The 13367-nt window shown below is 65.0% G+C and carries 10 protein-coding genes; 7 read left to right on the top strand and 3 right to left on the bottom strand.

Annotated features, from left to right (window positions below; all coding sequences use genetic code 11):
• The 3 genes from ACFR9U_RS05425 to ACFR9U_RS05415 are packed head-to-tail and all read right to left on the bottom strand — an operon-like array spanning position 1 to position 3208.
• Positions 1–600 (bottom strand): diacylglycerol/polyprenol kinase family protein, encoded by a 600-nt coding sequence (locus tag ACFR9U_RS05425; protein WP_247379779.1) that lies wholly within the window; start codon positions 598–600, stop codon positions 1–3.
• Positions 600–2366 (bottom strand): glycine--tRNA ligase, encoded by a 1767-nt coding sequence (gene glyS / locus ACFR9U_RS05420; protein ID WP_247379781.1) that lies wholly within the window; start codon positions 2364–2366, stop codon positions 600–602. Before glyS ends, ACFR9U_RS05425 begins: the two co-directional genes overlap by 1 nt.
• The gene (locus tag ACFR9U_RS05415) at positions 2363–3208 is read right to left on the bottom strand and encodes a CBS domain-containing protein (protein WP_247379783.1); all 846 of its coding nucleotides are present in this window, start codon (positions 3206–3208) and stop codon (positions 2363–2365) included. The genes glyS and ACFR9U_RS05415 overlap by 4 nt, the downstream gene beginning before the upstream one ends.
• A 345-nt stretch (positions 3209–3553) precedes the next feature.
• Between ACFR9U_RS05415 and ACFR9U_RS05410 the strand changes: the two genes are divergently transcribed.
• The 7 genes from ACFR9U_RS05410 to glmM all read left to right on the top strand — a co-directional run bounded on the left by ACFR9U_RS05410 (position 3554) and on the right by glmM (position 13366).
• Complete coding sequence (locus ACFR9U_RS05410) at positions 3554–3718, top strand: DUF7556 family protein (RefSeq protein ID WP_247379786.1); 165 nt, start codon at positions 3554–3556, stop codon at positions 3716–3718.
• Between the two features lie 108 nt (positions 3719–3826).
• Positions 3827–4249: a PPC domain-containing DNA-binding protein gene (locus ACFR9U_RS05405; protein ID WP_247379788.1), complete on the top strand. Its 423-nt coding sequence runs from the start codon at positions 3827–3829 to the stop codon at positions 4247–4249.
• Positions 4250–9907 carry a DNA polymerase II large subunit gene (locus ACFR9U_RS05400; RefSeq protein WP_247379791.1) on the top strand — a complete coding sequence of 1886 codons (5658 nt, stop codon included), beginning with the start codon at positions 4250–4252 and terminating at the stop codon, positions 9905–9907. It abuts the gene before it with no gap.
• 242 nt (positions 9908–10149) lie between these two features.
• Positions 10150–10449: a DUF7130 family rubredoxin-like protein gene (locus ACFR9U_RS05395; RefSeq protein ID WP_247379803.1), complete on the top strand. Its 300-nt coding sequence runs from the start codon at positions 10150–10152 to the stop codon at positions 10447–10449.
• Between the two features lie 9 nt (positions 10450–10458).
• The gene (locus tag ACFR9U_RS05390; RefSeq protein WP_247379806.1) at positions 10459–11349 is read left to right on the top strand and encodes a ketopantoate reductase family protein; all 891 of its coding nucleotides are present in this window, start codon (positions 10459–10461) and stop codon (positions 11347–11349) included.
• Between the two features lie 150 nt (positions 11350–11499).
• Positions 11500–11859: a group I truncated hemoglobin gene (locus tag ACFR9U_RS05385; RefSeq protein ID WP_247379808.1), complete on the top strand. Its 360-nt coding sequence runs from the start codon at positions 11500–11502 to the stop codon at positions 11857–11859.
• A gap of 142 nt (positions 11860–12001) precedes the next feature.
• On the top strand, positions 12002–13366 hold the full coding sequence (glmM, locus tag ACFR9U_RS05380; protein WP_247379810.1) for a phosphoglucosamine mutase: 1365 nt from the start codon (positions 12002–12004) through the stop codon (positions 13364–13366).
• Position 13367: the final 1 nt, after the last annotated feature.

The raw sequence follows: 13367 nt of genomic DNA, 5'->3' as shown, positions 1-13367 counted from the left end.
TCAGAACGTGACTGCGGGGAGATACAGCAGCCCGACGGTCATCGCGACGGCCGCGTAGATCGGAATCGTCAGGTTGTCGTCGACGACGAAGCCGTGGACGATGGGCTTGACGCCGTCGGCGACCATCGCCGCGAGGCCGCCCAGGATCGCCGCCGGCAGCGGCACCCAGATCGACGCGATGAGCGTGCAGACGCCGAACATCGTCACGAGCACGAGCGGTCGCTTGATCGTGCGCAGTTCGTCGGCACTGAGCTGCCCGCTGATCGGATCGGCGAGCGTGAGCATCAGAATCGCCGGAATCGCGATCCGCGGCTCGAAGACGATGCCCGTCAGCGACCCGCTGAACACGTACATCGCGTAGCCGGCGACGCTGTCCTGTTCGTACTCCCGGGTGAGCTTCTCGAAGACGATCCAGTTCCACCCGAAACCCAGGCGAACGATCTCTAGAACGACGGTGATAGCGACGCCTGCGGCGAGAACGTAGCGGATGGACTCCCACGTGAGATACGGCGAGTGGATGAACCGCTGGTTCAACAGGTACAGCGCCGGAATCCCCGCACCACTGGCGTGGACCAGTTTGCGGGCGATCTCGTTGGCCATTAGAGATCGGCGACGGACGTCTCACCTGCACGGAGCGCCCGCAACTGCGCTGCTAGATCCCCGATCCCCACCCTCGCTTGTGCCGTCGAGTCACGGTCCCGAACCGTGACGGTGTCGTCTTCGAGCGTGTCGTAGTCGACGGTCACGCAGAAGGGCGTCCCCACCTCGTCCTGTCTGCGGTAGCGTCGACCGATCGACCCCGATTCGTCGTAGGCGACCTCGAACCCGGCCGCGCGCAACTCGTCAGCGACCTCGCGTGCCCGCTCGCCCAGACCGTCCTTCGCCATCAGCGGGAAGACCGCGACGGTCTTGGGCGCGACTTCCGGCGGCAGCGAGAGCACCGTCCGCTCTTCGTCCTCGTCGTCGGTCTCGCTCTCTTCTTCGCTGACCTCGTCCTCGCGGTAGCTGTGCGCCAGGACGGTGTACACCAACCGATCGACGCCGAAGGACGGCTCGACGACGTGAGGCGTGATGTGCTCGCCCGATTCGGTCACTTCCTCGACGCCGAACCCCGTCTTTTCCACTGGAACCGTCTTCTCGTCGCCGTCGACCTCGACGGTGACCTCGTCGCCCTCGAAGGCAGCCCGGTCGCGTTCGGCCAGGGCTTCGAGCGCGTCGGCCACGGCAGCGGCGTCGCCGCCGAACTCCGGCCCGAGGTAGCTCATGTCCGGATCGACGGTGGCGCGCTCCACAGTAATGGGATCGTCGTACTGTTTGAAGACGGTGAAGTCCTCGTCTGCGTACTCGCCGTGTTTCGAGAGGTCGTAGTCGCCCCGGTAGGCGAAGCCGGTGATCTCGATCCAGTCGCCGCCGATCTCGGCTTCGGCGTCCCAGCAGTCCGCCGCGTAGTGGGCGAGTTCCCCCTCGTTGTGCTGGCGGTAGCGGAACCGGTCCATGTCCACGCCGATGCGTGCGTACCAGTCCTTGGCGACGCCCAGGTAGTAGGCCACCCAGTCGCTGGCGATGACGTCCTCGGCGACGGCGTCCCCGATGGTCATCGACGTCGGCTCGCCGTCGTCGTCGGCCTGCGCGGCGGCCGAGTACAGCGTCACCTCGACGTCCTCGACCTGCGAGAGCGGCGGTTCGTCGGTCTCGGGGTCGATGAAGTGCTCTAGCTCTGCTTGCGCGAACTCGCGCAGTCGGATCAGGCCCTTCCGGGGGCTGATCTCGTTGCGGTAGGCCGCGCCGACCTGCGCGACGCCGAACGGGAGCTGTCCGCGGGCGTACTCCTTGAGTCGCGGGAACTCCACGAACATGCCCTGGGCGGTCTCCGGGCGGAGGTAGCCCGGCGAGGAGCTGCCGGGACCGATGTTCGTCTCGAACATGAGGTTGAAGTCGTCGACCGACTCGCCGGCGAGTTCGGTGCCACAGGTCGGACAGACCAGGTCTTCCTCGGCGATGATGTCCTCGACCTCGGGGATCGGGATGGATTCCGCTTCCTCGATGTCGGTGTTGTCCTCGACGAGGTGGTCCGCGCGGTGGGAGGTCCCGCACTCGGGGCACTCGATGATCATGTCGTCGAAGCCGTCCAGATGGCCCGACGCCTCGAAGACGGGTTCGGGCATCACGTTGGGCGATTCGATCTCCATGTGGCCCTCGCGGCGGACGAACCGATCGCGCCAGGCGTCCTGGACGTTCTCCTTGAGCGTTGCACCTTCGGGGCCGTAGACGTAGAAGCCCGCGACGCCGCCGTAGGCCTCGCTGGACTGGAAGAAAAAGCCCCGGCGTTTCGCCAGTTCCGTCAGTCTCGCTGTGTCGTCTGTCATAGCGCTCGCAGTAGGTCGATGTCCTGGACGATGCCGGTGAGCGTGTCGCCGCCGACCAGCGGAATCTGTTCGATGTCGTTGTCGATCATCTTCTGGGCGGCGTCCTGTGCGGTCCGGCGCTTCGAGACGGTGATGAGGCCATCGGTCATGAACTCACGGACCGGCCGGGCCGGAATCTCGACGTTGCGGGTCGGCATGTAGCTGTTGCCGACGGCCTTGACCGACTCCCACTTCCAGTCGTCGTCCTCGTCGGCGATGGACTCGCCGGTGTCGTCCTCGCCCTCGACGACGCGGGCGACGTCTAAGATGTCGACCTCGGTGATCATCCCGCACATCTCGCCGTCCTCGTCGAGGACGACGCCGTAGGGGACGTCCGCGTGGGACAGTTCCTGTTCGGCGACCGGCAGCGGCGTCTCGACGTAGACGCAGTTGACCTCGCGCGTGGCCAGGTCGCCCAGTTCGGTCTCCCCGTCGACGTCACCCGTCGCGATCGCGTGGACGACGTCGGTGATGGTGACGATGCCTTCGAGTTTGCCGTCGACGACCGGGACCCGACGGGCGTGTTCGTCCACCATCAGCTTCGCGACCTCGGTGATGTCGGTGTCGGCGGTCGTGGTCGGGACTTCTTCGACCAGCAGGGCGAGCTGGTCTTCGTCCGGCTGTTCGATCAGGGCGTCGCGGGAGACGATGCCGCGGAACTCTTCGCCAGCGTCCGTCTGTTTGATCACTGGCACCGACGAGAACGCCCGCTCCTGGAGGTACTCGAGCACGTCGTCCCGGGTCCCCGGAATCTCCACGGTGACGACCTCGGAACGCGGCGTCATGGCGTCTGCGACCTTCATATTGCCCCTAACTCCTGTCTGCTCCTACAAAGTCCTTGCACATTGGTCGGCTTCCGGCCGACGGGTTTGCTCGCCGCGGACTTGGCCCGCCAACCGACCTTTTCCGTCCTCGCGTTCGGGCTCTGTGCCCCGTCACGACGGACTCACCGGCCGCCGCGTGCGTCGCCGTCGACGCTCTCTGCCGGTGATTGCTGGTTCTTACCGTCCAGGCGGCGTCTTCCTCACTGCTCGCTCGAGCTCTCGGGAGTGTCCGTTGCGCTATGTATGCGTACAGTTCCCTTGCCATATGTGGATACTTGGCACGAATTCGGCACGTTTATATGTGGGTGTGTAACAGTAACACACATGGCGCCCGACGCAGCCATCACGGAAGAAGTCGCGCAGTGTGAAGTCATGGGTTCGGTCGACAGCGGCGAGGTCGACCAGTTCGTCCTCGCGGACCCGAGCCAGGACGACTCCTGGATGACGGTCGCACTGACGGACGCGAAAGGCCTCAACGCGTGGTGCTGACTGCGTCTCGGGCTCTCGGCCCTCGTTTCTCTTCGACCGGTCGGTGACTCGATCGGGGACGGCCGCCAACAGTCAAGATTTTTGAGCGACCGGTTCGTTCAGGTCGATATGGATTATCGCGAAGTCGAGGGTGCTCGGGAGTACGTCGCTCGACTGGAACACGGTCGGGGCTGGCGCGAACAGATCGAGGACTTCGCCGACGAGGAGGGCATCGACGCGGCCTTCTTCATCGGCCTCGGCGCGGTGCAGGACGCCACCCTCATGTTCTACGACCAGGACGACCAGGAGTACTACGACGTCGAGTTCGACGAGCCGTTCGAGGTCGTCCCCGCGGTCGGGAACATCTCCTGGCTCTACGAGGACCGCTTCGCGCACACCCACATGACGCTCTCGCGCGAGGACGGTAGCGTCGTCGCCGGTCACCTGGACGAAGCGACGACCTTCGCCGGCGAACTGTACGTTCGGGAGTTCGACGCGGAACTGGACCGCGAACACGACGAGACCACCGACCTGGACCTCTGGCCCCTGTAGATGCGCGAGGAGGACGAACAGTACTTCGAGCGGCTCGAAGCCGAACTCGACGATGCGTTCGACGTGGCGACGGCGGCCCGCGAGCGCGGCGGCGACCCCACGAAAGACGTGGAGATCCCGACCGCCCGCGACATGGCCGACCGCGTCGAGAACATTCTGGGCATCGACGGCGTCGCCGAGCGCGTCCGCGAGTTAGAAGGCGAGATGAGCCGCGAGGAGGCGGCCCTGGAACTCGTCGAGGACTTCGTCGAGGGCACCGTCGGCGACTACGACACCGACGTCGAGAAGGTGGAGGGCGCGGTCCGCACTGCGGTCGCGCTCCTCACTGAGGGTGTCGTCGCCGCCCCCATCGAGGGAATCGACCGCGTCGAAGTCCTCCAGAACGACGACGGCTCCGAGTTCGTCAACGTCTACTACGCCGGTCCGATCCGGTCTGCGGGAGGCACTGCGCAGGCGCTGTCCGTCCTGGTAGCCGACTACGCCCGGACGCTGCTGGGCATGGACGAGTACAAGGCTCGCGACGACGAGATCGGCCGCTACGCAGAAGAGATCGAACTGTACGACAAGGACACCGGGCTCCAGTACTCGCCCAAGGAGAAGGAGACGAAGTTCATCGCCGAGAACATGCCCATCATGCTCGACGGCGAGGCCACGGGCGACGAGGAGGTCTCGGGCTATCGGGACCTCGAACGCGTCGACTCGAACTCCGCCCGCGGCGGGATGTGTCTCGTCCTCGCAGAGGGGATCGCGCTCAAGGCCCCCAAGATCCAGCGCTACACGCGCAATCTCGACGAGGTCGACTGGCCCTGGCTCCAGGACCTCATCGACGGGACCATCGGGAAGGACGACAGTGGTGACGAAGCAGAAGGCGACGGTGACGAGGAGGCGGCCGACGGCGACGACGCCGACGACGAGGAGGAGTCAGAACCCGCTGGCCCGCCCCGCGTCGAGGAGTCCACGAAGTTCCTCCGGGACCTGATTGCCGGTCGCCCGGTGTTCACCCATCCGTGCGAACCCGGCGGGTTTCGACTCCGCTACGGCCGCGCACGGAACCACGGCTTCGCGACGGCGGGCGTCCACCCCGCGACGATGCACCTCGTCGACGATTTCCTCGCGACCGGGACCCAGATTAAAACTGAGCGCCCCGGGAAGGCCGCGGGCGTCGTCCCCGTCGATAGCATCGAAGGGCCCACGGTGAGACTCGCCAACGGCGACGTCCGGCGCATCGACGACCCCGCAGAGGCGCTGGAAGTCCGGAACGGCGTCGAGAAGATACTTGACCTCGGCGAGTACCTGGTGAACTACGGGGAGTTCGTCGAGAACAATCATCCACTGGCTCCAGCCAGCTACACCATCGAGTGGTGGGAACAGGACTTCGAGGCGAGCGGCGCCGACGTACAGGCGATGCGCGATTCGGTCGCCGTCGATCTCGACGATCCCTCTGCAGAGGAAGCCATCGAGTGGGCCGTCGCGTACGATGCGCCCCTGCACCCGAAGTACACCTACTGCTGGCACGACGTCTCCGTCGATCAGTTCGAGACGCTGGCGGACGCGATGGAGGACGCCCGTGTTGCAGAAACAGACGGCGCAGCCCTGTCGGGTGACGCAGGTACCACAGGTGACGGTGACCTCGTCGTCCCCCGGCAGGACGACGCCGAGGTGGCGACGATCCTCGAACACCTGCTGGTCGAACACCACCGCGGCGAGGACCGACTGACCATCCCCGACTGGAAGCCGCTCGTCCGATCGCTGGGCTTTACCGAGCGACTGGATCGAGAGTGGGCAGTCGAGGACCTCTCGACGGCGGCCCGCGAGTACGCCGACGGCGAGAACGCCATCGAGGCCGTCAACGAGGTCGCCCCCTTCGAGATTCGGGAACGTGCGCCCACCCGCATCGGTAACCGGATGGGCCGGCCCGAGAAATCGATGTCGCGCGACCTCTCGCCGGCCGTCCACACGCTGTTTCCCATCGGTGAGGCCGGCGGCAGCCAGCGTGACGTGAGCAAGGCGGCCTCGGCCGGTGACGACATCGACGGCACCCTCGGGGAGGTCGAAGTGCAGGTCGGCCGCCGCCGCTGTACCGAGTGTGGCACCGAGACCTACAAGGCGCGCTGTCCGGACTGCAACGGCACTACCGACGCCGTCTACATCTGCCGCGACTGCGACATCGAGGTCGAACCCGACCCCTCCGGCCGCGCGGAGTGTCACCGCTGTGAGAGCATGGCCTCGCCAGTGCAGACGAAGACGGTCAACATTCGCGAGGAGTTCCACGAGGCCCTCGAAACCGTGGGCGAGCGCGAGAACGCCTTTGACATCGTCAAGGGCGTCAAGGGACTGTCCTCGAAGATGAAGACGCCCGAACCCATCGAGAAGGGGATCATGCGGGCGAAACACGGCGTCTCCTCGTTCAAGGACGGCACCGTCCGCTACGACATGACCGACCTCCCGGTGACGGCCGTTCGTCCGGAAGAACTCGACGTCACCGCCGACCAGTTCCGCGCGCTGGGCTACGAGTACGACATCCACGGCGACCCGCTCCAGCACGACGACCAACTGGTCGAACTCAAGGTCCAGGACATCGTCCTCTCGGACGGCGCGGCCGAGCACATGCTCAAGACCGCCGACTTCGTCGACGACCTCCTGGAGAGCTACTACGGCCTGGAACCGTACTACGACCTGGAGGACCGCCAGGAACTCGTCGGGGAACTCGTCTTCGGGATGGCACCACACACGAGCGCGGCGACGGTGGGGCGAGTTATCGGATTTACGTCAGCTGCCGTCGGGTACGCGCATCCGTATTTCCACGCCGCGAAACGGCGGAACTGCTTCCATCCGGAGACGGAGATCACATACGAGGACGAAAGCGGAACGCTACGACGGCAGTCCATCGCACAGTTCGTCGAACGACGACTGGACGATCCACGTGTCGACGACTTTGGGGCGATCGTTCAGGAACTGGACGGTGAGATTCGCGTCCAGTCCATCGATGACGACGGAAATTGGGTGCGAAAACCAGTCGAAGCAGTCTCGAAACACCCGGTACCGGACCACCTGGTCGAAATCGAAACCGGTAGTGGACGAACGATAACTGTCACGCCGGACCATTCGATGGTGCGGTGGGACGATGGACCGAGCGACGTCGAGGCACACGAGTTGGCTGAGGGCGATGCAGTCCCGCTGTTCGGGGATCGCTGCGTGGGTTCTGAAACCGCTTGCTCGAAGCCGTCGGTCGCTGACGGCGGGACGAACGTTGAAATAGTAGAACGGGTCGAATTCGTCCCGTCTGATGTCGAAAATACGTACAGCCTCACGGTCGCGGACACGAACCGAGTCGTTGCGAACGGAATCGGTGTCGGCCAATGCGACGGCGACGAGGACTGTGTGATGTTGTTGCTCGATGGCCTCCTCAACTTCAGCAAAAAGTATCTCCCGGACAAGCGCGGCGGAAGCGTTGCCGAAGACTCCAGACTCGTCGCGGTCGACCCCGACGACAACGTCCGGTTCCTGACCTTCGAGGAGTTCTGGAACGAACTCGAGTCGCCGCTGGATGTCGACGGGAAGTTCCGGAAGCGTACTTGCTACGAAGAAGGCTGGCAGACCTACGCGTTCGACGAGAACCACGAGGCGTCGCTCCAGCCGATCGAAAAGGCAATTCGCTACCGCGCCGACGAGGAACTCGTCCGAATCGAGACGCAGTTCGGCCGTTCGCTCGAATTGACCAAACATCATAGCCTCTTCCGATACGACGATGGTGTCGAGGAGGTCGCGGGGGCAGATCTCTCAGAGGGCGACCTTATCGTTGCACCTCGGGAACTCGATGTCGAGACCGAACAGACGACGATCGATGTCACAGAGTGCGTCGACGAACCGTACGTCGTTATCGACGACCACGTCGAGGATCTGCTGACGACGGCTTGGGAGACGACCGAACGGGGGAGCCAAACACATCAGGCGTTCGACTCCGGCCTCGCATATCGCCTCTCGAAAAGCAAGATTTCTTACGACCGGTTCGAGCGTATCCTCGATCTTGCTGGTTTTCAGGTCCCACGAGACGTGGAGATCGGTCTCAAAGGATCGTCTGCTGGAATCTCAGGAACTATCGAGGTCGACGAGGACTTCGCGTGGCTGCTTGGACTGTTCGTCGCGGAGGGAACTACGTCTAGCGTCTGTCCGGCGATTCATAACGCCGACGAGGAACTGATCGACCGGGCTGCTGAGATTATCGAGACGACGCTCGGCCACGAACCCGGCCGTCGCTGGTCGAACCGTGCGTACGAACTTAGGTTCCCAGCTGTATTCCGAGAGGTGCTGTACGAACTCGGTTTCGAGGACGCCGACTCCTACAATTCCAGTCAAAAGATCGTTCCGGAGTGCATCCTGAATGCTCCTCGCGATACTGTTATCGCGTTCCTCCGTGGTTTTGTCGAGGGTGATGGGAGCGACTCAGCCGACGGCAACGTGACGACGGTCGGATTCCACACGACGAGCGAGGACGTCAAAGACGGTATCGTCTTTTTGCTCCACCGGCTGGGGCTGGTCGCGAACGTCTCGGCAAAAACCAACCGTGAGGGGAACCGACAGGATATCTATACCGTAACGGTTTCCGGTGGCGCAACCGATAATCCGCTCCACAGGATCTTTGCCGGCGAGGACCCGTACTACCCCAAGAGCCTCGTCGTCTCTATTCCTGACGCGTTGATGGATATTCGCGAGATGCACATCGAGGGGGTCAAGCAATTGATCCCGAAGTACCTGCTGCGTCGGGAGAACATCTCACTGGAGAAACTCCGAGATATCGTCCGGGAACTCGAATCCCGTGACCTTCCCGAACCCGCCAAGGAGAAGCTCAAGGAACTGCGGCCACTCGTCGACGGTGACCTCTCGTATCTCCGCGTCAAGACCGTCGAAACCGTCGACTACGACGGGCATCTCTACGACCTACAGGTCGGCGGCGAGCCGATCTTCACCGCAAATTGGCTGTACGCCCACAACTCTATGGACGCGCCGCTGGTGATGTCCTCGCGGATCGACCCCTCGGAGATCGACGACGAGGCCCACAACATGGACATCGTCGACCAGTACCCCCGGAAGTTCTACGAGGCCACCCGGGAGATGGCCGACCCCGAGGAGGTCGAGGACCTCATCACCATCGCCGAGGAGAACCTCGGCACCGACCGCGAGTACACGGACTTCCGGCACACCCACGACACCTCGAACATCGCGCTCGGACCGGATCTGTCGGCGTACAAGACCCTCGACGACATGATGACGAAGATGGACGCCCAACTGGAACTCTCCAGGAAACTCCGGGCGGTCGACCAGACCGACGTGGCCGAGCGGGTCATCGAGGGCCACTTCCTCCCGGACATCATCGGGAATCTGCGCGCGTTCTCGCGCCAGGAGACCCGCTGTCTGGACTGCGGCGAGAAGTACCGGCGGGTGCCCTTGACCGGCGACTGCCGGGAGTGTGGCGGCAACATGACGCTGACCGTCCATCACGGCTCGGTCAACAAGTACATCGACACCGCGATCCAGGTCGCCGAAGAGTACGGCGCTCGCGAGTACACGAAACAGCGCCTGCGCATCTTGGAGAAGTCCATCGAGCGCATCTTCGAGAACGACCACAACAAGCAGAGCGGCATCGGCGATTTCATGTAGTACCTTTTTACTTCGTCGGGGTTCCTCGCTCGCTAGCGCTCGCTGCGGGAACCTCTCCTCGTAAAAATCTACGCTCAAAACTGCTCCGTGCTCGCGATGCTCGCACGGAGTGAACCGCGCGCCACGGGCGCGCGGATGCTGGTGGGGACCGCACCGCCGCTTTCGCTTCAAGGGTACTGAAAAACTATCGGTAGAACGCCACTAAGCAGCTTTATCTCCCTTGCCACCGAATAGCACGGTATATGAGTGATTCTGCCGAGAGAGACCGGCTCGCGTTCGGTGAGACCGTCTACGACGAGGATGGCAACGAACTGGGGCGCATCCGCGGCTTCGACGAGCACGGCTTCTACGTGACCCTGGAGGAGGGTATGGAGGGCCTCTCCGAAGAGCACGTCACGTCGGGCCACGAGTTCGGCGAGGCCGAACTGATGTGGCGCTGCTGGGAGTGCGGGGAGATGGGCGAACTCGACGAGGACATCCCGGAAGCCTGTCCGTCCTGTGGCGCGCCCAAAGAGGACATCTATTACTGGACCGAGGACTGACGGGCCACCGTGGACGTCGTCGTCTTCGGTGCCGGAAGCCTCGGGTCGCTCGTCGGTGGGCTGCTCGCTCGCGAGCACCAGGTGACGCTCGTCGGCCGCGACCCGCACGTCGACGCGATCGCCACCGACGGCCTCCGCGTCGACGGGGAATTCGAGTTTCTCGTCCGGCCCGACGCAGTCACGTCGCTGCCGGCCGACGTTCGGGCTGATCTCGCCGTCGTCACGGTCAAAGCCGACGACACGGCCGCCGCCGCCAGCGCACTGGCGGACTGTGACCTGCGAGCGGCGCTCTCGCTCCAGAACGGCATGGGCAACGAGGCGACGCTGGCCGCCCACCTCGACTGTCCGGTGCTCGCCGGCACGTGTACGTACGGCGCACTGCTGGCCGAGGCAGGTCGCGTCACCTGCACCGGCGTGGGTGAGATCGCGCTCGGCCCACCCGAGGGCGGTACTGCGGCGGAAGCAGACGAGGTGGGTGACGCCTTCGAACGGGCGGGATTTGAGACGACCGTCGCCGACGACATGCCCCGGCGACTCTGGGAGAAACTGGCGGTCAACGCGGGCATCAACGCGACGACGGCGCTGGCTCGCGTCGAGAACGGTGCGCTGCTGGACGGGCCGGCGCACGCTGTCGCGACGGCCGCCGCCCGGGAGGCGGCACGCGCTGCGCAGGCCGCGGGCGTCGATCTCCCGGTCGCCGACGCGGCGGCTGCGGTCGAGGCCGTCGCCGACGCGACGGCGGCGAACACGTCGTCGATGCACCAGGACGTGCGCGCCGAGCGACGGACCGAGGTCGACGCGATCAACGGCTACGTCGCCGACCGGGCCGAGAACGCGCCGGTCAACCGGACGCTCGCTCGCCTCTTACGGGCCTGGGAACGGTCGCGGGGCCTGCGATGACCGCGTCGGACGTGACGGAGTGCGCTCAGTGCAGTCGCCGTCGAGCCGCGGCCCCGTGCAGCAACGAACGTGTCATGTGTTGTCAAAAGCCGAACGAAGATGTTCGGAACGAACGTTTTGCGCCTCCTCTTTGAACGTCCTGTCGCAACGATGTCTCAATCGATCTACGGCGAAATCGGTGGCCGCGACGCAGTCGAAGCAGTCGTCTCGGACTTCTACGACGCCGTCCTCGCCGACGAGCGTATCAGCCACTACTTCGAGGACCAGGACATGGCGGAACTGCGCGCACACCAGATTCAGTTCATCAGTTCGGTCACGGGCGGACCAGTCGAGTACTCGGGTGCGGACATGCGCGAGGCCCACGCACACCTCGACCTCGACGAGCGCGACTTTCGGGCAGTGGCCGACCACCTCGAAGCGGCACTGCGGGCGAACGGCGTCGCCGATTCGAACGTGGAGCGGATTCTCGAACGCGTCGCGGATCTGAAAGCACCAATTCTCGATCAGTAGTCGCTCGCACGGCTCGTTGCCGGTCGTCCCTCGACGACGTGGGTGAGATACCGGTCGCACATCCGTTCTTTCACTGACACGTCCGTGTCGACGGCGGAGAAGTTGCAAAAGTTTAGTGGGGTCCCGCGCCGAGTCGCTGGTGATGGAAATCTTCGGGTCGAGTGGCGTCCGCGGGGTGGCAAACGAGTACCTCAACCCGGAGTTCGTCTGCCACATCGCCCAGGCCGCGGGGTCCGTCTGGAACACCGACCGCGCAGCGATCGCTCGCGATACCCGCGCGACCGGGCAGATGCTGGCCAATTCCGCGTCCAGCGGCCTCGCCAGCGTCGGCTGTGACGTCGACCGCCTCGGCGTCGTCCCGACGCCCGGCCTCCAGGCCTACTGCGAGGCCGAGAGCGTCCCCGGCCTCATGGTGACGGCCTCGCACAACCCGCCGGCGTACAACGGCGTGAAACTCATCGGGGCGAGTGGTGTGGAACTCTCCCTGGGCACGCTCGAACGCGTCGAAGAGCGCCTCCTCTCGGAGGACTACGCGACCGTCCCGTGGGACGAAACCGGCGCCGAGACGCGCGTCGAGAACGCGCGCCGGGCCTACGTCGACCAACTCCTGGCCGCAGTCGACCGCGACCGCATCGCCGACGGGAACCTCACGGTCGCGCTCGATCCCGGCCACGGCGCGGGCGCGCTCACCAGCCCGGATTTCTTCCGCGAACTCGGCTGTGAGGTCGTCACCGTCAACGCCCAAGAGGACGGTCACTTTCCGGGGCGTAATCCCGAACCGATCGCCGAGAACCTCGCAGACCTCGGGCGACTGGTCCGCGTGGCCGACGCCGACGTGGGGATCGCTCACGACGGGGACGCCGACCGCGCGATCTTCTTCGACGAACGCGGCGAGTTCGTCGAGGGCGACGCCGCACTCGCGGCGCTGGCGGCGGCTGAACTCGACGCTGGCGACGTGGCCGTCTCCGCGGTGAACGTCTCCCAGCGGCTGGTCGACGTCGCCGACGTCGCCGGTGCGGACCTGTCGCTGACGCCCATCGGCAGCACGAACATCATGACTCGCATCCGCGACCTCCAGGGCGAAGGGGAGTCGGTCCCGATCGCCGGCGAGGGCAACGGCGGCATCATCTTCCCGAACTACCGGATGACGCGCGACGGCGCCTACACCGCCGCGCGCTTCCTCGAACTCGTGGCCGAGCAGCCGGCCAGCGAGATCGTCGCCCCCTACGACGACTACCACCTGCTCCGGATGGACATCGAGTACGAGGACGACGGCCAGCGCCGCGCACTGCTCGACGCTGCCGAACGCGTCGCGACCGAGTCCGGCGCGACGCTGGACACCACGGACGGCTACCGCCTCGACTACGGGGACAGCTGGGTGCTCGCCCGCCCGAGCGGCACGGAACCGGTCGTCCGCATCTACGCCGAGTCCAGCGACCCCGGTCGTGCGGCCGACCTCGCAGAAGAGATGCACGAGGCGATGACCGACGCGAAAGCGCGGGCGTAAC

This window comes from Halorientalis brevis (genome assembly GCF_042678165.1).
GTDB classification, from domain to species: domain Archaea; phylum Halobacteriota; class Halobacteria; order Halobacteriales; family Haloarculaceae; genus Halorientalis; species Halorientalis brevis.
Note: the sequence above shows the minus strand (reverse complement) of the source record. Positions and strands in the feature narration are given on the sequence as shown.

Coding starts and splice junctions, on each gene's coding strand:
- glmM (WP_247379810.1), top strand. CDS start 12,002: ATGGAAATCTTCGGGTCGAGTGGCGTCCGCGGGGTGGCAAACGAGTAC.
- ACFR9U_RS05405 (WP_247379788.1), top strand. CDS start 3,827: ATGGATTATCGCGAAGTCGAGGGTGCTCGGGAGTACGTCGCTCGACTG.
- glyS (WP_247379781.1), bottom strand. CDS start 2,366: ATGACAGACGACACAGCGAGACTGACGGAACTGGCGAAACGCCGGGGC.
- ACFR9U_RS05425 (WP_247379779.1), bottom strand. CDS start 600: ATGGCCAACGAGATCGCCCGCAAACTGGTCCACGCCAGTGGTGCGGGG.
- ACFR9U_RS05415 (WP_247379783.1), bottom strand. CDS start 3,208: ATGAAGGTCGCAGACGCCATGACGCCGCGTTCCGAGGTCGTCACCGTG.
- ACFR9U_RS05395 (WP_247379803.1), top strand. CDS start 10,150: ATGAGTGATTCTGCCGAGAGAGACCGGCTCGCGTTCGGTGAGACCGTC.
- ACFR9U_RS05400 (WP_247379791.1), top strand. CDS start 4,250: ATGCGCGAGGAGGACGAACAGTACTTCGAGCGGCTCGAAGCCGAACTC.
- ACFR9U_RS05385 (WP_247379808.1), top strand. CDS start 11,500: ATGTCTCAATCGATCTACGGCGAAATCGGTGGCCGCGACGCAGTCGAA.
- ACFR9U_RS05410 (WP_247379786.1), top strand. CDS start 3,554: ATGGCGCCCGACGCAGCCATCACGGAAGAAGTCGCGCAGTGTGAAGTC.